The sequence below is a fragment of the Methylorubrum sp. B1-46 genome, from assembly GCF_021117295.1.
Taxonomy (GTDB): Bacteria; Pseudomonadota; Alphaproteobacteria; order Rhizobiales; family Beijerinckiaceae; genus Methylobacterium.
Genome location: NZ_CP088247.1, coordinates 34,584 through 50,579, shown reverse-complemented (window position 1 = coordinate 50,579; position 15,996 = coordinate 34,584). Strand labels below are relative to the sequence as shown.

20 protein-coding genes are annotated in these 15,996 nt (G+C 69.3%); 11 read left to right on the top strand and 9 right to left on the bottom strand.

What is annotated here, in order from left to right:
* Positions 1-32: 32 nt before the first annotated feature.
* The gene (locus LPC10_RS00255) at positions 33-872 is read right to left on the bottom strand and encodes a formate/nitrite transporter family protein (protein ID WP_231345004.1); all 840 of its coding nucleotides are present in this window, start codon (positions 870-872) and stop codon (positions 33-35) included.
* Positions 873-2,057: 1,185 nt separating this feature from the next.
* Here LPC10_RS00255 and LPC10_RS00250 point away from each other — a divergent pair.
* From LPC10_RS00250 to LPC10_RS00210, 9 genes are all read left to right on the top strand, one after another.
* A complete protein-coding gene (locus LPC10_RS00250; RefSeq protein ID WP_231345003.1) occupies positions 2,058-3,518 on the top strand; it encodes a helix-turn-helix transcriptional regulator in 1,461 nt (486 codons plus the stop codon).
* A 94-nt stretch (positions 3,519-3,612) separates the two neighbouring features.
* Positions 3,613-3,768, top strand: a complete 156-nt coding sequence (locus LPC10_RS00245) for a CsbD family protein (RefSeq protein WP_231345002.1) — start codon at positions 3,613-3,615, stop codon at positions 3,766-3,768.
* A gap of 66 nt (positions 3,769-3,834) precedes the next feature.
* Positions 3,835-4,176 carry a CsbD family protein gene (locus LPC10_RS00240; RefSeq protein WP_231345001.1) on the top strand — a complete coding sequence of 114 codons (342 nt, stop codon included), beginning with the start codon at positions 3,835-3,837 and terminating at the stop codon, positions 4,174-4,176.
* A 41-nt stretch (positions 4,177-4,217) separates the two neighbouring features.
* Positions 4,218-5,129: a PhnA-like protein gene (locus LPC10_RS00235; RefSeq protein ID WP_231345000.1), complete on the top strand. Its 912-nt coding sequence runs from the start codon at positions 4,218-4,220 to the stop codon at positions 5,127-5,129.
* An 89-nt stretch (positions 5,130-5,218) separates the two neighbouring features.
* Positions 5,219-5,422, top strand: coding sequence for a CsbD family protein (locus LPC10_RS00230; RefSeq protein WP_231344998.1), 204 nt, complete (start codon positions 5,219-5,221; stop codon positions 5,420-5,422).
* A gap of 82 nt (positions 5,423-5,504) precedes the next feature.
* Entirely contained in the window at positions 5,505-5,888 is a 384-nt protein-coding gene (locus LPC10_RS00225) for a CsbD family protein (RefSeq protein ID WP_231344995.1), read from the top strand.
* Between the two features lie 167 nt (positions 5,889-6,055).
* Positions 6,056-6,538: a YidB family protein gene (locus LPC10_RS00220; protein WP_231344994.1), complete on the top strand. Its 483-nt coding sequence runs from the start codon at positions 6,056-6,058 to the stop codon at positions 6,536-6,538.
* Between the two features lie 82 nt (positions 6,539-6,620).
* Positions 6,621-7,049, top strand: a complete 429-nt coding sequence (locus LPC10_RS00215; RefSeq protein ID WP_231344991.1) for a PRC-barrel domain-containing protein — start codon at positions 6,621-6,623, stop codon at positions 7,047-7,049.
* A 153-nt stretch (positions 7,050-7,202) separates the two neighbouring features.
* Positions 7,203-7,814: a heme-binding protein gene (locus tag LPC10_RS00210; protein WP_231344989.1), complete on the top strand. Its 612-nt coding sequence runs from the start codon at positions 7,203-7,205 to the stop codon at positions 7,812-7,814.
* A 13-nt stretch (positions 7,815-7,827) separates the two neighbouring features.
* Here LPC10_RS00210 and LPC10_RS00205 read toward each other — a convergent pair whose 3' ends face one another.
* The 8 genes from LPC10_RS00205 to LPC10_RS00170 form a co-directional block, all read right to left on the bottom strand.
* On the bottom strand, positions 7,828-8,751 hold the full coding sequence (locus LPC10_RS00205; protein WP_231344988.1) for an acyltransferase domain-containing protein: 924 nt from the start codon (positions 8,749-8,751) through the stop codon (positions 7,828-7,830).
* A complete protein-coding gene (gene mdcB, locus LPC10_RS00200; protein ID WP_231344987.1) occupies positions 8,748-9,611 on the bottom strand; it encodes a triphosphoribosyl-dephospho-CoA synthase MdcB in 864 nt (287 codons plus the stop codon). The genes LPC10_RS00205 and mdcB overlap by 4 nt, the downstream gene beginning before the upstream one ends.
* A complete protein-coding gene (gene mdcG / locus LPC10_RS00195; RefSeq protein WP_231344986.1) occupies positions 9,608-10,267 on the bottom strand; it encodes a malonate decarboxylase holo-[acyl-carrier-protein] synthase in 660 nt (219 codons plus the stop codon). Before mdcG ends, mdcB begins: the two co-directional genes overlap by 4 nt.
* Complete coding sequence (mdcE, locus tag LPC10_RS00190) at positions 10,260-10,976, bottom strand: biotin-independent malonate decarboxylase subunit gamma (RefSeq protein ID WP_231344985.1); 717 nt, start codon at positions 10,974-10,976, stop codon at positions 10,260-10,262. The genes mdcG and mdcE overlap by 8 nt, the downstream gene beginning before the upstream one ends.
* The gene (locus tag LPC10_RS00185) at positions 10,963-11,895 is read right to left on the bottom strand and encodes a biotin-independent malonate decarboxylase subunit beta (RefSeq protein ID WP_231344984.1); all 933 of its coding nucleotides are present in this window, start codon (positions 11,893-11,895) and stop codon (positions 10,963-10,965) included. The genes mdcE and LPC10_RS00185 overlap by 14 nt, the downstream gene beginning before the upstream one ends.
* A gap of 2 nt (positions 11,896-11,897) precedes the next feature.
* Positions 11,898-12,206 (bottom strand): malonate decarboxylase acyl carrier protein, encoded by a 309-nt coding sequence (gene mdcC, locus LPC10_RS00180; RefSeq protein ID WP_231344983.1) that lies wholly within the window; start codon positions 12,204-12,206, stop codon positions 11,898-11,900.
* Between the two features lie 7 nt (positions 12,207-12,213).
* The gene (gene mdcA / locus LPC10_RS00175) at positions 12,214-13,860 is read right to left on the bottom strand and encodes a malonate decarboxylase subunit alpha (RefSeq protein WP_231344981.1); all 1,647 of its coding nucleotides are present in this window, start codon (positions 13,858-13,860) and stop codon (positions 12,214-12,216) included.
* A gap of 102 nt (positions 13,861-13,962) precedes the next feature.
* Positions 13,963-14,130, bottom strand: a complete 168-nt coding sequence (locus tag LPC10_RS00170) for a hypothetical protein (RefSeq protein ID WP_231344979.1) — start codon at positions 14,128-14,130, stop codon at positions 13,963-13,965.
* Positions 14,131-14,193: 63 nt separating this feature from the next.
* Between LPC10_RS00170 and LPC10_RS00165 the strand changes: the two genes are divergently transcribed.
* A complete protein-coding gene (locus tag LPC10_RS00165; RefSeq protein WP_108938273.1) occupies positions 14,194-14,880 on the top strand; it encodes a GntR family transcriptional regulator in 687 nt (228 codons plus the stop codon).
* Positions 14,881-14,987: 107 nt separating this feature from the next.
* On the top strand, positions 14,988-15,986 hold the full coding sequence (locus tag LPC10_RS00160; protein ID WP_231344976.1) for an SDR family oxidoreductase: 999 nt from the start codon (positions 14,988-14,990) through the stop codon (positions 15,984-15,986).
* Positions 15,987-15,996 lie beyond the last annotated feature (10 nt).

The following is a 15,996-nucleotide window of genomic DNA, read 5'->3' as shown; positions in this document are numbered from 1 at the left end:
GCGGTGCGGGTCCCCGTCCGGTCAAGCACGGATCAGGCAGCGAGGCGGCGCGCCTCGCCCTGCACGGCCGTGCGCTTCGGCGCGGTGCGGACGTGGGTGGTGTAGAGGGTGAGCCCCGTGAAGGCGAGGCCGCCGACGAGGTTGCCCAGCACAGTCGGGATCTCGTTCCAGAAGAAGTAATCCCCGATCGAGAAGTTGCCGCCCATCATCAGGCCGAAGGGGAAGAGGAACATGTTCACCACCGAGTGCTCGAAGGTCATGTAGAAGAACACCATGATGGGCATCCACATGGCGATGACCTTGCCGCTCACCGTCGTCGAGATCATCGCGCCGACGACGCCGGTCGAGACCATCCAGTTGCACAGCATGCCGCGCATGAAGATCGTGAACCAGCCGCCGGCACCGTGAGCCGCATAGCCGAGGGTGCGGCGCTCGCCGACATGGGCGATGAACTCGCCGACCTTGTCGGCCGGTGCGGTGAAGCCGAAGGTGAAGACGAAGGCCATCATGAAGGCCACCGTGAGCGCCCCCAAGAAATTGCCGAGGAAGACGAGGCCCCAGTTGCGCAGCACCCCGCTCCAGGTCACGCCCGGGCGTCTATCGAGGAGCGCCAGCGGGGCCAGCACGAAGACGCCGGTCAGAAGGTCGAAGCCCAGCAGGTAGAGCATGCAGAAGCCGACCGGAAACAGGGCGGCGCCGAGGATCGGGATCCCGGTCTGCTGGGTGATGGTGACGGCGAAGACCGCAGCGAGCGCCAGGATCGCGCCCGCCATGTAGGCGCGGATCACGGTGTCGCGGGTCGCCATGAAGATCTTGGATTCTCCGGCATCGACCATCTTGGTCACGAATTCGGAGGGCGCGAGGTAAGCCATACCGGTTTCCTTGTGGCGGCCGGAAGATGCCGGGGTTCGACGAGTGATCCCGTCCGGATCTGCGGGTGCTTCCGGTCCGACGTGGTGTCTGACCCGCCCGTGCGAGCCTTGCTCGCACCGGTCGGTCGCGCCTCAGCAAGATCCGCGCCCGTTGGAGCAGCACGCCCGCACCGCGCCGCGCCCTGGCCGACAACACGGTCCGGGCGGCTCTCCGCCGATGGCCGCGTTTTCCACCGCTCGACACCGGGCGTCCTGCTCCTCGGCGCCGGTCCGCCGAGCCGAGTCTCACCCGTCCGCCATCGCTTCCCCATGTAGGAGCGGGCCCGCTCAATCGCCGAGCAATGTCCGGCCGGTCGGCGACGACGGCGCTCAGAACGCGAACAAACCCCAGCGCGCCCTAGATGCAACGGATGAGCAAACCTCTCGTCAAACGTCGCGTCGTCATCGCACTGCTGAGTGGCGTATGCTGTGGGCTCGTCGCCCTCGGCACTCTTTGGCTGCTGTGGCCGCAGCAGCTTGCGCGAATTCCTCCCGTTGCCGTCGCGCTAGCAGGCGTTCTCGGATCGGCGGGCGGCGCGTTCGGTGCGCTCTTCGCGCTGAGTCAGACCAGGTCGGAGCAAAGCCGGCAGGACTGAAGCGCACTGGTGAGGCACGTTACGGCGAGCCCCGCTCCACACACAGCGCCCGCATCACCTCCATTGGCGTCTCACGCGCGAACGTCGTGATCGGTTCGATGGTGATCTCCGACCGTGCGTGCGGCCGCTCCCCCGGCGCACTGACCACCGGGCTGATGCGCGTGCTCGGCCCAATGAACAGGTAGGCGCGGGCGGCCTTGGCCGGCTTCCCACTTTCGAGCGTGCCTGACTGAAGGCGTTGCGTATCCCTGTCTCAGCCCTCGGCCGCAGCGCTCACGACCGGATCCCGAAAGCGGACGCCAGCGCCGCCGCCGTTTGCCGGAATGAACTCCAAGCCGGCGCGCTCAAAGGCTTCAACGATTGCACGATGGTTCATCGTCGAGAGCTTCCCCGTTTGATGCGACGCGCCCATCTCGCCGTGCCTTACGGTCCGCCAGTATCAGAAACGTGATCTCGCGATACCAGGAGCCGACCGGAACCGTTTTGTGCGCAACTCGTTTGTGCACCGCTGCCGCCTTGGCAGTTACAAGTGCGACGGAGCGGCGGGCGCGTGACGGCGGAGATCGACAGGCATGAGCTCAGGCAGATCATCGCCGGCCTGAGCGAAGGCGTGATCCTGGTCGAGCCCGATCAGACCATCGCCTATGCCAACGACGCCGCCCTGGCGATGCATGGGGTCGCCCGCATCGACGAGCTCGGCGGCGATGTTGACGCCTACCGCGATCGCTTCGCCCTGCGCTACCGCAACAACCGGACACCGGAGCATTATCCGATCGAGCGCGTCGTGGCCGGCGAGCAGTTCCACGACGTCGTCGTCGAGGTCCGGCGTGCCGATCAGCCGGAACTCGACTTCGTCCACTCCCTGCGCAGTCTCGTCGCCACGGATCGCGAGGGTCGTCCAAGCTGCCTTGCCCTGATCCTGAAGGACGTCTCGGACCAGTTCGAGGCCGAGAAGCGCTTCGAGGCCACGTTCAACGCGAACCCGGCACCCGCGATCATCACCCGGCTGTCGGATCTGCGCCACGTCAAGGTCAATGCCGGCTTCCTCGAGATGACCGGCCACACCCGCGATGCCGTCATCGGCCGCAGCGTCTACGAGGTCGATGTCCTGGCCGGCGCGCGCAACCGCGAACTGGCGATCAACCGTCTGAACGAGGGCGCCACCATCCCGCAGATGGAGGCCTGCCTCACGCTGCCGGACGGCGACAGCCGCTTCGTCATCGTCGCCGGCCAGCCCATCGAAATGGGCGACGAGCCCTGCATGCTCTTCACTTTCGCCGATCTCGAGCTGCGCCGGAAGGCCGAGACGGCCCTGCGGCAGAGCGAGGAGCGCTTCGCCAAAGCCTTCCGTCTGACGCCCGTGCCGACCCTGCTGTCGCGCCTCGATACCTTCACGGTGACCGCCATCAACGAGGCGTTCACGCGGGTCTTCGGCCACGGCGAGGACGGCGTCGTCGGGCGCTCGTTCGGCGAAATTGGGCTGTGGGTGGCGGATGCGACCCGCGAGCGATTCGAGGACATGGTGAGGCGGACCGGCTTCGTCGCGGGGCAGGAGGTCTGCCTGCGCCATGAGGACGGAACGGAGCTCGACTGCCTTGCCTCCGGCGAGCGCATCGAGATCGGGGAGGCGACGTTCGCGCTCGTGGTCCTTCAGGACATCACCGAGCGCAAGCGCGGCGAGCGGGAATTGTTCGAGGCCATCGAGGCGGTCATGGCCGATACCTCTTGGTTCAGCCGCGGGCTGATCGAGAAGCTGGCCAATCTGCGCCAGCCCGGGCCGCAGGATGGCAATGGTGCAAGCCCGACACTGACGGTGCGCGAGCGCCAGATCCTGAACCTGATCTGCACGGGGCTTGCCGACGACGCCATCGCCAAACGCCTCAACCTCTCGCGCAACACCGTGCGCAACCACGGTGCCACCCTCTACCGCAAGCTCGGCGTCCACAAGCGCGCGGAAGCGGTGATCTGGGGACGCGAGAACGGCTTTCCGCTCCCATCACCCAGTACTTAAAAACCGTCTTACTGGTATTTTCGTACTATTGAATTGCGCAATCGACCGAACATCTGAAGTGGGCCTGAGACTTTCCGGACACTGAGAGATGCAGGTGAACGAGCGCGCGAAGACGACCTCCGCCGAGCACGCCAGGGGCTCGCTGAAGGAGGCCATCGGCAAACTCACCGGGGATGCCCGGCTCGAGGCCGAGGGCCGAACGGAGAAGCGCCGGACGCGACCGCCCCCACCGGTCTCGCCCCGCGACTGAACCGGAACTCACCGGCGCCGTCCCAGGGCGCCGCCACTCACCACGAACACCGAACAGGAGATCGTCATGGTCGATACGGACAGAATCACGGGTGCCGCCAAGGAGATCGGCGGCAAGGTGCAGGGCGCGGTCGGCGACCTGACCGGCTCGCGCAGCGACGCGGTCGAAGGCCGCTTCCGCGAAGCCCAGGGCAGCGCCGAGAATCTCTACGGCCAAGCCAAGGACGCCGTCCGACACGCCGCCGACGATGCCTACGAGGTTGCCGAGGACGCCTACGAGCAGGGGCGCCGCTACCTGCGCGGAAGCTCGCGCGAGGTCGGCGAATACGTGTCCGACGCACCCGTCGCCTCGCTCCTCGTGGCGGGCGCCATCGGCTTCGGCCTCGGCCTGCTCGTCAGCAAGCTCTGACCCTCTCGCATCCCGACTTCCACGACCATCGGAGTACACGCGTGACCACGATCACAAACCCTTCCGCCGTCGCAGCCGCCGACACGCGGGCCGTCCTTCTCAGCGAGGTGTCCTGGGGTGCCATCCTCGCCGGCGCCGTCATCGCCATCGTGACGCAGGTCGTCCTGAACCTCGTCGGCGTGGGGGTCGGTCTGGCCGCAATCGGCACCAATGCCGCCGACAACCCGGCCGCCTCGACCTTCTCGCTCGGCGCGGGTTTGTGGTTCGTGGCCTCGGGCGTCGTCGCCTCTCTGGCCGGCGGCCTCGTCGCGGGTCGCCTCTCCGGCAAGTCGCTGCCGGGCGCCGCGGCCCTGCACGGACTCGTCTCTTGGGCAGTCACCACGCTCGTGGTTCTGTATCTGCTGACCTCGGCGGCGAGCGGGCTCGTCGGCGGGACGCTGAGCACCGTCTCGGGCGCGCTCGGCGGCGCGGGCAACCTCGTCGGCGGAACGGTGCAGACGGCCGCCCAGGCGGCGGCGCCGTCCCTGTCCAAGATCTCCAACCCGCTCGACGGGATCGAGCAGAAGGTCCGCGAACAGTCTGCCGGTCAGGACCCGCAGGCGGCGCGTGATGCGGCGGTCGCCGCGGTCCGGGCTATGCTGACCGGCGATGCCGCGCAGAAGGAGCAGGCCAAGAGCCGCGCGGCCGATGCGCTCGCCAAGGCGCAGGGCATTTCCCCCGATCAGGCCAAGACGCAGATCGACGAGTACCAGAAGCAGTACGAGCAGGCCGTGGCGACGGCCAAGCAGAAGGCTGAGGCCGCTGCCGTCAGTGCCAAGTCCGCGGCCACGCAAGGCGCCTTCTACGCCGCCCTGGCGCTGGTCCTCGGTGCGCTCGCCGCCTTCTTCGGCGGCCGCCTCGGCGCCCCGGCCCCCGTCTCTGCTCTCAGTGCCTACGACGCGCGCCGCGCCTGACCGCTTCCCCCTTCGGCTCCCGTCGTCACGGCGGGGGCCGTCCCGACCGGCTTTGCCGGTAATGACCAACCCAGACAGGAGTCCATCCGATGAGCAGCACCACCGATAAGATCAAGGGCCTCGCCAACGAGGCGGTCGGCAACATCAAGCAGGGCGTCGGCAATGTGACCGGTAACGACAAGCTCGTTGCCGAGGGCAAGGCGCAGGAGCTCAAGGGCGAGGCGCAGAAGACGGTCGGCGACGTCAAGGACGGCGCCAAGAACCTCGCCGACAAGGTCACCGGCAAGCACTGACACCAACACTGCTCCCCGTACCGCGGGGCCGGCCTTCCCGGCCCCGTTCGCCCGACTCCCATTTCGACGAAAGGAGAGCACCATGAACCGCGATCAGTTCCGCGGCGCGTCCCGTCACATCAAGGGCCGCGCCCAGACCACCCTCGGCGGCGTCACGGGTGACCCCGTCCGCCAAGTGCGCGGGGCCGTCAATCAGATCGCCGGGGGCGCACAATACGCCTACGGCAGCGCCCGCGACCGCGCGGAGGATCTCGCCCGCGACGGACGTCACATCGCGCACGCTGCCCGCGAGCGGGCCGACCACTGGATCGAGGACGGCCGTCATGTCATCGGCGACGCCCGGCGCCACGGCCGAGAATACGGTCGCCGCGCCGCGCGCTACGCCGAGACCCACCGCACCTCCACCCTGCTCGGCCTCGTGGCCACCGCCTTCGCGCTCGGCTGGCTCGCGCGTCCCACGCGCTGAACGATTCAGACCCGGAGCATCGCCATGATCCGAAAGCTTCTCACCGCCCTCGTGCTGCCGAGGGTCATCGCCTTCGTCAGCCGCCGGCTCACCGGCCGCACAGCGGCTCCGCCCCGTCATCGGCGCTGAGCCGAACCGGCGACCTCACGAAACGGAGCGAACACGCCATGAGCAAAGGTTATCCGTCGATGACGGCCCTGCTGGGCTTGCTGGCCATTGCCGGCTACCAGAACCGGGACAAAATCGCAGAGCTGCTGAAGGGCCATCAGGACCGGACAGGGCATCCGCCGGTCCCGCCCGTCCAGACTTCCGCTTCGAACCAGGGCGGCTCCGGTGCGCTTGACAATCTCGCGGGGCTGTTCGGCGGCATCGGCTCGGCCGGCGTCGGCGGCCTGATCGCCTCCGGGCTGAACGAACTCGTCGAGCATTTCACCAAGGGCGGCCATGGCGAGGCCGCGCAATCCTGGGTCCGGCAGGGACCGAACCGTGAACTCGCCGAGGCGGATTTGGAGCGCGCGATCGGGGCCGAGACGCTTGACCACCTCACGCAGCAGACCGGCCTGAGCCGCGCCGCGCTGCTGTCGCGGCTTTCACGCGAACTTCCTTCCGCGGTCGATCGGTACTCGCCAGACGGGCGCTTGCCAGTCTGACCGTCCCGGACCGGGCGCGATCCGCCCGGTTCGCCCATCTCTTCCGATCTCTTTCGCCTTTTCCACTGGAGACCCCGACCCGATGACGTTCCGCCCGATCGCGTGTGCCCTTCTGCTCCTGACGAGCGGACCCGCTCTGGCCCAGGAGCCCACGCCCGTCGCCGCGCAGCCGGCGACGCTGAACGACGACCTTCGGGCAAAGTTCGTGGCCCAGGCGCCCGAGGACGTGGTCGCGTCGAAGCTCATCGGCCTGAGCATCCGCAACGGCGCGAACCAGACCATCGGCTCTGTCGCCGACGTGGTCTTCGACGACCGGCGCGCGGTGAAGTCCTACGTCGTCAGCGTCGGCGGTTTCCTCGGCCTGAACGCCAAATACGTCGCCGTGGCACCCGAGACCCTGAAGCTGTCGCGCAAGGACGGCGGGACCCTCGATGCGGTGATCGAGACTGACAAGGACCAACTTCGCGCCGCCCCGGAATATGTCTATCTCGGCTCCGAGCCGAAGAAGTAAGGGGAGCGTCTGTCGGCTGCTCACCGCGGCGAGATCGGTCAAGGGAGCACCGCCACGCAGGTGGCCGAACGAGGAGGAGCCGGCCGGTGGCGGAACGGCTTCCGGCCAACGGCCATTGTTGGTGGACCCTGCTCTCCGCCCCCCCCGCTCGCGATGGACAAATTCCTCTACTATCTCGTGACCGTCCTCGAATCCGCCCTGTCGGTCGTCGGCATCCGCGCGACCTACGAGGAGCCCCGCTACGCTGTGGTCGAGCGGCTCGACCGCGGGGTGGAGATCCGCGCCTATGACGGCCGGGTGGCGGTGGAGACCGACGCCCGAGGCCAGCAGGACGGCGAGGCGTTCGGGCGTTTGTTCCGATACATCACCGGGGCGAATGCGGGTGGGGCGCGCATCGCGATGACCGCACCAGTCGAGACCAGAGGCCGGCTGATCGCGATGACCGTTCCGGTCGAACAGGGCGCGGGCGGCACGATGCGGTTCTACCTGCCTCGGACGGTGGCCGAGACCGGAGCGCCCGAACCGACCGAGCCCGGCGTCCGGCTGGCACGAATCCCGCCCGAACGGCTTGCGGTCCTGCGCTTCTCCGGCAGTGCCACCGCCGAGGCGCGCGAGGCCCAAGCCCGCATCCTCGCCGAGGTTCTGGACAAAGCAGGACGAAAGCCGGCGGAGCCGCCCTTCTTCATGGGTTACGATCCGCCCTTCTCCATCCCCTTCCTGCGACGGAACGAAGTCGCCGTGCGGTTGCCGCCCGCGAAGGCGTGAGCCGCGGCAATCGTCAGCGACCGTTTATCCAGCCTAGAGCTCCGGAGGCGGATCGAAATTCTTCGAGGGCGTGGATGCGGGCCTCCGGGATCGCCTCGCGGGCCATGGTCGCGAGCGCGTGGCCGGGGCCGAGTTCGAGTACGGTGTTGCAGCCGTATTCCCGGCAGGCCACGAGACAGGCGGCCCAATCGATCGTCTCCGAGATCTGTCGTGCCAGCTTCGACAAACTGGCCTGACCATCAAAAACGGGGGCGCCGTCGAGGCCGCTGATCAGGCGCGGCGCACCCGGCGGCGGACATCGCAGCCGCTCGGCGGCGAGCGTCGCCTCGAAGCGAGCGCTCGCCGCGCGCAGTAGCGGCGTGTGCGAGGGCGTGCGCACCGGCAGCACCACGGCCCGTTGCGCCCCGGCCGCGAGGGCGGCCGAACACACCGCGTCGAGCGCCACGCGCGGACCGCCGATGACGGCGCTGTCGGCGGCGTTGCGGATGGCGAGGTGGCAGTCCTGGCGTTCGGCGATCGTCTCGATCTCGGCAAGGCGCAGCCCGCGAAGACCGGCCAGCGCAAAGCCCTCGCCGCTGGCCGCATCCATTGCCTCGGCGCGGGCGGCGGCCAGGCGCAGGACAGACTCCGCGTCGAAGCGGCCGGCGCAGCCCCAGGCTGCGAGGTCGCCGATGCTGTATCCGGCAACGATCGCGCGGGCCGGGCCCGCCGCCTCCACGATGGTCCAGCCCGCCAGCGCCGCGACACAGCAGAGGATCTGCCCGATGCGGTTGCCGTGAAGGTCCGCGCCCGGCGCGCGGACGAAGTCCCGTGGATCCTGCCCGAGGACGCGCTCTGCCGCCACGAACACGGGGGCTGCGGCGGGCCAGTCGGCGGTGAGGTCGAACATGCCCGGATGCTGGCCGCCCTGGCCGGAGAGAAGGATCGCGAGCGTCATGGTTGCGCCTCGACGGCATCCACGAACAGCGTCATGGCCAGAAGGTCGGCCGCGCCGCCGGGGCTGAGATTGCGGGCGACGAAGGCGCGGTGCAGCGCCTGCGCATGCGAGCGCCAGCCTGCCCGCACCACGCCGCCCTCGGCAATGAACCGCGCGGCCTCGGCCCGCGCAAAGGCGAAGCCTTCGGGGCCGCCCCGGTGCAACAGGTTCGTGTCCTCGAGATGCGCGATCAGGGCGAAGCAGGCCTCCACCCGCGCGGCTTCGCCGTCGCCGGAATGGAACTGCCGGCCGCGCCGGAGCGCCGGAAGGCCGACCCGATAGAGGCTGGGAAAGCCGGCGGCGGCCTCGGCCGGCGCGCCGCCGACGCCGTGGCGTCGGCGCACCCGCGCGCCGGGCGCGTGGAGCAGGACCGGGCCGTCGAGGATCGCCGCACCGTAGCGGTCTCGCACCAGGGCGCCGAGCGCTCCCGCGGCCGGGCGCGGCACGGCACCGGCCGCGGCGCAGAGGAGGCCGAGCCCGAAGATCGCACCGCGATGGGTGTTCACTCCGCCCGTGGCCGCCCGCATCGCCGCCTCCGCGTGGAGGCCGATGCGGCGCAGGATCGGCATCGGCGCACCCGCTGCCCCTGCGAGCGCGAGGTCCCGGAAGAACGGCGCGATCGCCAGGGTGCTCGCCCGGAACGTCTCCGCGTCCATGTCGGCGTGACTGCCGGAATCGATGGGGCTAACGAGGCCCGGCTTCGGATAGGTTTCGAGTTCGAGACGGAGAGCCTGAGTAGCCGCCCGCGCGATCAGGTCGGCTGGCGAGGACCGGTCGATCTCCTCGCTCGGGGAAGGCCGGCGCGCCGAAAGCTGGCTCATGCCGCACCGCCCGCCAGAATGTCAGCGGCCTCGCGCTGGGCGAGGCGATCGCGGTGCTTGACCAGAACGGCGTCGCCCGGCGCGGCGTCGGATAGCTCGCGCCAGTTCACGCCGCCCCCATCGGGAAGCAGGATCTCGCCGTCGAGGCGCATCGGCGCCTGCGCCTCGATTTCCGCGAGACCGTCGAGGAGGGCGGGCGGTACCGAATCGTCGATCGGCCAGAGCAGATCGAGGTCCGAGTGCTCCGAGAGGTAGGGCAGGCCGGTCAGGCTCTGCCAGAGCAGGCTGCCGAAGGGGCGCGGCGCGAGACCGTGGCGCTCACCGAGAGCGATGACCGCCTCCAGCGTCGCGGCCCAGGCGGGCGGGCAGGCGCTCCGTGCCTCGGCGAGGCGCATCGGTGGGCGCGAGCGCACCGCGCCTGGGGGGAGGGTGAGACCGATGCGGCGCTTTCCATCCCGCGGCGGCAGCGGGAGGCCGACTGGGACGAGGCCGGTGTCTTCGCCGGGATGCGAGCGGCGCAGAATGACCGGCCGCCCGTCCGCCACCCAACCCGCCACATGCGGCACACCCGCAAGGTCGGCTCGCTCTGCGATGACCGCAGCCCAGGCACGCGGCTCGACGTCGAGCAGATCGTGGCGCCGGTAGGCTTCAGCCAAAGGTCGTATCCCGGACCACCTGCGCGGCGATCTCTTCCGCCAAGGGGCGCCCGCCGCGCTCCCGCCCGAGCCGGTCGCGAACGTCCTCGGCGGGCATGGCATCGATCACGGCGGCGATCTGATCCGCCAGGGGCCGGTCGGGGTCGAGCACCGCCTGCACGGCGCCCGTGCGCACCATGTTGTCGAGGCCCGGCGCGAAGACCGGCGTGTCCTTGGCCATCGCTTCCAGCCGGTCGAGGGGCAGCTTCGTCACGCGCGCGACGGAGGGCAGGTCCATCACGCTGGGATTCGCCCCCGGCAAACCGACGAGCACGCGGGTCGCGAGCGCGGTGGCGATGAAGGCGCCCGCCGCCGAGTGGCCGTAGATCAGCCCGACGGTCGGATGGCCGTTCGCATCGGCGAGCAGCAGCGTCTTGGCGAGGTGGGCGAGGTACTCGTTGAGGCCGAGCAGTTCGTCGCGCCGGCTCATGCGCTGGCTGTCGGAATCGATCGCGACGAGGATCGGCGTGCCGCCGCCCCGGCGCACCACGTCGAGGACATCACCCGCGAGTCGACAGGCGCCATCGACCCCGAGCGCGGTGTCGCCGTCGATGCCGATCACCGCGAGCCGGCCGCCCCGGAACGGACCCTCGCCGCTCACGAGCCCGTCCTCGATCGCGACGGAATGGCCTTCGGGAAACAGCGAGGCCAGGATCTCAGCGAGCGTCATGGGTCGTCTCCCCGAGATGGGCGAGAAGGGCCTCGAAATCGGCCGTGGTCAGCGCCGGCACCGCTCCTGGATCGTTGACGCCGAGGCGTGCCCAGATCTCGGTCGCATCGCGGCAATCGCCGAAACGGGCGAGGCGCTCCTCCAACCGCGTCTGCTCGGCCTCCAGCGTGGCGAAGTCGAAGGCCGGGGCGCGGCCGATCGCGTGGAGCGCCGCCCGCCGGAAGGCTTCCACCGTGTCGTCGGCATAGGCGTCGGCGCCGCCGGTGAGGCGGCGGTGCTTGCCGCCCATGGTGCGCCAGACCAGGGCACGGTCGCGGGAATCGAATTCCTCAGCGCCCTTGTTGGTCTCAATCACCTCCGGCCCCGAGACGGAGATGCGCCCACTCTCGGACACGACGAGCCGCGAGCAGGTGCCGGCAATCAGTCCGCCGCCGCCATAGGCGCCGGCCCGGCCGCCGATCAGGCCGATGACCGGCACCCCGGCCGCGCGGACCTGCGTGATCGCTCGCATTACCTCCGCGATGGCCGTCTCGCCGGCATTTGCCTCCTGCAAACGCACGCCGCCGGTGTCGAACAGGATCAGCACAGCGGCGGGCTTCAGCGTCAGGGCAGCGCGCAGCAGGCCGACGAGCTTGGCGCCATGGACCTCGCCGAAGGCGCCGCCCATGAAGCGGCCCTCCTGTGCGGCGACGAGGACGGCTTGGCCATCGAGATGGCCCGAGCCGACGATCATGCCGTCGTCGAAGGCGCGCGGCAGATCGAACAGTGGCAGGTGCGGGCTCGTCCGGCGCTGCTCGGGGCCGATGACCTCGCGAAAACTGCCGGCATCGAGGAGGCCGTCGAGACGTGCGCGGGCGCTGGCCTCGTACCAGCTCGTGGCCCAGCCCTTGGTAGCGGTGTCGATGATCCGTTCGCTCATCGTCAGACCTCCATCAGCCGGGCGCCCTGGAGCAGGCGCAGGGACACGGTGTCGGGGCGGGCGCCCCCGTCGTTGACCGTGATGCGCAGGCCCCCGGGCTGGGCGCGGGCAACGAAGTCGGCGACCACCGCCGCCCAGACTTCGCCGTAGCCTCGGATCGGCGTCTCGATCTCGACCGTGCATTCGGTCGGAGCGAGCGCGCGCTCCAGGAGCACTTCGAGGTTGCCGGAGGCGACGACGCCGGTGATGGCCTGCGCCTTCGCGCCGGACAAAGCTTTCTGCGTCGTGTGTCGGAAGCTGAGCTTTTCCATCGCGGCCTCACCAGTTCCGGAACTTGGCCGGCGGCTCGTAAAGCCCGCCCGACCAGTGCACGAGATCCTTGATCGATCGCGCCGCGAGCAAGGAGCGATCGGCGTCGAGGGGTTCGATGCCGAGATCCTCCGGGCGGCGCACGATGCCGCGCTGACGCAGCCGCTCGACCATGGCCCGGTCGCGCCCGCGGCCGATCTCAGTGTAGCCGGCGACCCCTCGGATCGCCTGCTCGCGCTCGTCCGCAGTGCGGCACAGGAGGAGGTTGGCGATGCCTTCCTCGGTGACGATGTGGGTGACGTCGTCGGCGTAGACCATCACCGGAGCCAGTTCGAGGCCGATCTTCTTCGCGAGTTCGAGCGCGTCGAGCTGCTCGACGAAAGCCGGCACCAGCCCTTCTCCGAAGGTCTCGACGATCTGAACCACGAGCTTGCGCCCGCGCATCAGGGCGGGATCGCCCGCAGCTTGCGCCTCGCGGCCCGCCTTCATCCAGGTGTCGGAGGGGTGGCGCCGCCCGTGCGGGTCCGAACCCATATTGGGCGCCCCGCCGAACCCGGCGACCCGGTTCTGCGTCACCGTCGAGGAATGTCCGGCGAGATCGATCTGCAGGGTCGAGCCGATGAACAGGTCGCAGGCGTAGAGCCCCGCCGTCTGGCAGAAGGCGCGGTTGGAGCGGAGCGAACCGTCGGCGCCAGTGAAGAAGATGTCGGAGCGCTCGCGGATGTAGCGGTCCATGCCGACTTCCGAGCCGAAGCAGTGAACCTGTTTCACCCAGCCCGATTCGATTGCCGGGATCAGGGTCGGGTGCGGGTTGAGCGCCCAATGGGTGGCGATCTGACCCTTCAACCCGAGGCGTTCGGCATAGGTCGGCAGAAGCAACTCGATCGCCGCCGTGCCGAAGCCGATACCGTGGTTGAGCCGGCGGATGCCGTACTCGGCGTAGATCCCCTTGATCGCCATCATCGCCATCAGGATCTGCGTCTCGGTTATCGCCGCCGGATCGCGGGTGAACAGCGGCTCGACGTAGAACGGCCGGTCGGCCTCGACCACGAAGTCGATCCGGTCGCCGGGGATGTCGACGCGGGGCACCCGCTCGACAATCTCGTTGACCTGCGCCACCACGACCCCGTTCTTGAAGGCGGTCGCCTCCACCACGGTCGGCGTGTCCTCGGTGTTCGGCCCGGTATAGAGGTTGCCGTCCCGGTCGGCCGAGACGCCGGCGATCAGCGCCACGATTGGGGTGAGATCGACGAAGTATCGGGCGAAGAGTTCGAGGTAGGTGTGGACTGCCCCGAGCTCGATTTGCCCTCCGTAGAGCATGCGGGCGATGCGCCCGCCCTGTGGGCCCGAATAGGAATAGTCGAGCCGCCGCGCGATTCCCTGCTCGAAGATGTCGAGATGTTCGGGGAGCACGATGCCGGACTGGACCATGTGCAGGTCGTGCACGCGGGCCGGGTCGCACTGGCTGAGGGCGCGTGCGAGGCAATCGGCCTGCTTCTGGTTGTCGCCTTCCAGGCAGACCCGGTCGCCGGGGCGAATGATCGCCTCCAGCAGGTCGACCACGTTGGCGGCCGCTACAGTCTTGCCCGCGGCATGAGCCCGGCCCGCCTCGATCCGCGCATCGCGGGCTTCCCGCTGCCGACGCCAACCGCTCATCCGGACCCCTTCCTGTGATGGCCTCAGGCGGCATACGCCCGCGGATCCGAAGACCGGCAGCGTATGCCCCGGCGCGTTCAGACCCGACTTTCGTATGCATATTTACGCGATAGTCAATTTCTTGCATACGACAACAGCAGCGATATCAGCATTGAGATACGCGATTTCAAAATCGGAAAGCCGCTGCATGCAGATGCCTGCACGGAGCTGTCGTGCCAGACGGACCCACTTGGCTGATGGCGCATTGACCGCGACCGCCCGCACCGGCATCGGCTGCCTCGTCGGCCGGTCGCCGCCATTCGGCGTCGTGCGGGCGCTGATAGGATGATGCGGATGGGCGAGGGCGGCGCGATGGACGGCATGGCCGAGGGGCGTGGCCTGCTTTCCGACCAGATCCGCAACGCCTTGACGGACGAGATCGCCTCCGGCGTTCTCGCGGCAGGCATCGCGCTGGACGAGCAGGATCTCGCCGACCGCTTCGGCGCCTCGCGCACGCCTGTCCGCGAGGCCCTGCGCCAACTCGCCTCAAGCGGCCTGGTCGAGATGCGGCCGCGGCGCGGCGTCGTCGTCACCCGCATGACGCCCGAGCGAATCATGGAGATGTTCGAGACGACCGCCGAGTTCGAGGCGCTCTGCGTACGCCTCGCGACCTACCGGATGACGCCACTTGAACTCAGTGCGCTGATGGACCTGCACGAACAATCGGCCGAGCCGGTGGCGGCGCAGGATTACGACACCTACGACGCCCTCAACCGCGCCTTCCACGAGGCGCTCTACCGCGCGACCCATAACGGCTTCATGGCCGAACAGGCCTTGTCGATCCGTTCGCGCCTGTCGGCCTTTCGCCGGACGCAGTTGCGGCAGGGCGAACGCATCCTGCGCTCCCGCGCCGAGCACGGAGAGATCCTCCAGGCGATCGCCGAGGGCGACGGCGACGCCGCGGCGCGGCGCATGCGCGCCCACATGCTCAACGCGGCGAGTGCGCTGGGCCGCTACGTCGCCGAACACGCGAGCGACTAAGCCCACCGATCAGCCTGCGCGGTTTGCGCGCGGGCCGAAACAGTTGGGCCCGTCGCGCGTACCCCCCTCGCGATCGCATCGAAGCGACAGGACAGGAGCGAGCCGGGATGGGACACAAGCCGCTGCGCGAGCAGGTCATCGTCATTACCGGAGCATCCAGCGGAATCGGTCTCGCGACCGCTCGCATGGCCGCGCAACGCGGCGCCCGTGTCGTCCTCGCGGCTCGAAGCGGGGCGATCCTGGCCGAGGTCGCCGCCGAACTCGGGCCGCGCGCCACCCACGTCGTCGCGGATGTCGGCCGGCGCGAGGATGTCCAGGCGATCGCCGACCATGCGCTTGCCACCTTCGGCGGCTTCGACACCTGGGTGAACGTGGCCGGCCTCACCGTCTACGGGCCACTGCGCGAGATTGCGGCCGAGGATCACGAGCGGCTGATCCGCACCAATTTCTGGGGCACGGTCTACGGTTCGCTCATCGCCGCGGAGCACTTACGCGAGCGCGGCGGCGCCATCATCAATGTCGGCAGCATCGCCTCCGATCTCGCCTTCCCGTTCCAGGGGCTCTACGCCGCCTCGAAACACGCAGTGAAAGGCTTCACCGACACGCTGCGGATGGAATTGCGGGCGGAGGGCGCTCCGGTCTCGGTGACGCTGGTGAAACCCGCCTCGATTGACACGCCGCTCCCGAACCGGGCGCGCAACTACATGGATCGCGAGCCGACGCTGCCCCCGCCGATCTATCCGCCGCAGGAAGTCGCCAACGCGATCCTGCACGCCGCCGTTCACCCGCAGCGGGACATCATCGTGGGCGGCGGCGGCAAGCTCTTCGTCATGGGCAAGGAATTCGCGCCGGGAGCCTACGACGAACTCGCCCCGGCGATCATCGCCCTGCAGAAACGGTCGGAGCCGCCGCGCAACCCGGAGGGCGCGCTTCACAGGCCCGAGGGCGCCGGTCGGGAGCGGGGCGACCCGCCGGTCTACGTCATGCGCACAAGCGCCTACACCCGCGCGACCCTGCACCCGCTCGCCACCGCCGGACTGGCGGCCGGACTGGCGGCCACGGCAGCCCTGGTCCTCGGCGGACGCCATACGGGCCGCCGGTCCTGAGGGGCGCACT

What these genes read in the sequence shown, in the direction of transcription:
- LPC10_RS00255 (WP_231345004.1), bottom strand. Translation starts at nt 872, where the DNA reads ATGGCTTACCTCGCGCCCTCCGAATTCGTGACCAAGATGGTCGATGCC.
- LPC10_RS00240 (WP_231345001.1), top strand. Translation starts at nt 3,835, where the DNA reads ATGGTCGATACGGACAGAATCACGGGTGCCGCCAAGGAGATCGGCGGC.
- LPC10_RS00230 (WP_231344998.1), top strand. Translation starts at nt 5,219, where the DNA reads ATGAGCAGCACCACCGATAAGATCAAGGGCCTCGCCAACGAGGCGGTC.
- LPC10_RS00225 (WP_231344995.1), top strand. Translation starts at nt 5,505, where the DNA reads ATGAACCGCGATCAGTTCCGCGGCGCGTCCCGTCACATCAAGGGCCGC.
- LPC10_RS00220 (WP_231344994.1), top strand. Translation starts at nt 6,056, where the DNA reads ATGAGCAAAGGTTATCCGTCGATGACGGCCCTGCTGGGCTTGCTGGCC.
- LPC10_RS00215 (WP_231344991.1), top strand. Translation starts at nt 6,621, where the DNA reads ATGACGTTCCGCCCGATCGCGTGTGCCCTTCTGCTCCTGACGAGCGGA.
- LPC10_RS00210 (WP_231344989.1), top strand. Translation starts at nt 7,203, where the DNA reads ATGGACAAATTCCTCTACTATCTCGTGACCGTCCTCGAATCCGCCCTG.
- LPC10_RS00205 (WP_231344988.1), bottom strand. Translation starts at nt 8,751, where the DNA reads ATGACGCTCGCGATCCTTCTCTCCGGCCAGGGCGGCCAGCATCCGGGC.
- mdcB (WP_231344987.1), bottom strand. Translation starts at nt 9,611, where the DNA reads ATGAGCCAGCTTTCGGCGCGCCGGCCTTCCCCGAGCGAGGAGATCGAC.
- mdcE (WP_231344985.1), bottom strand. Translation starts at nt 10,976, where the DNA reads ATGACGCTCGCTGAGATCCTGGCCTCGCTGTTTCCCGAAGGCCATTCC.
- LPC10_RS00185 (WP_231344984.1), bottom strand. Translation starts at nt 11,895, where the DNA reads ATGAGCGAACGGATCATCGACACCGCTACCAAGGGCTGGGCCACGAGC.
- mdcC (WP_231344983.1), bottom strand. Translation starts at nt 12,206, where the DNA reads ATGGAAAAGCTCAGCTTCCGACACACGACGCAGAAAGCTTTGTCCGGC.
- mdcA (WP_231344981.1), bottom strand. Translation starts at nt 13,860, where the DNA reads ATGAGCGGTTGGCGTCGGCAGCGGGAAGCCCGCGATGCGCGGATCGAG.
- LPC10_RS00170 (WP_231344979.1), bottom strand. Translation starts at nt 14,130, where the DNA reads ATGCCGGTGCGGGCGGTCGCGGTCAATGCGCCATCAGCCAAGTGGGTC.
- LPC10_RS00165 (WP_108938273.1), top strand. Translation starts at nt 14,194, where the DNA reads ATGGGCGAGGGCGGCGCGATGGACGGCATGGCCGAGGGGCGTGGCCTG.
- LPC10_RS00160 (WP_231344976.1), top strand. Translation starts at nt 14,988, where the DNA reads ATGGGACACAAGCCGCTGCGCGAGCAGGTCATCGTCATTACCGGAGCA.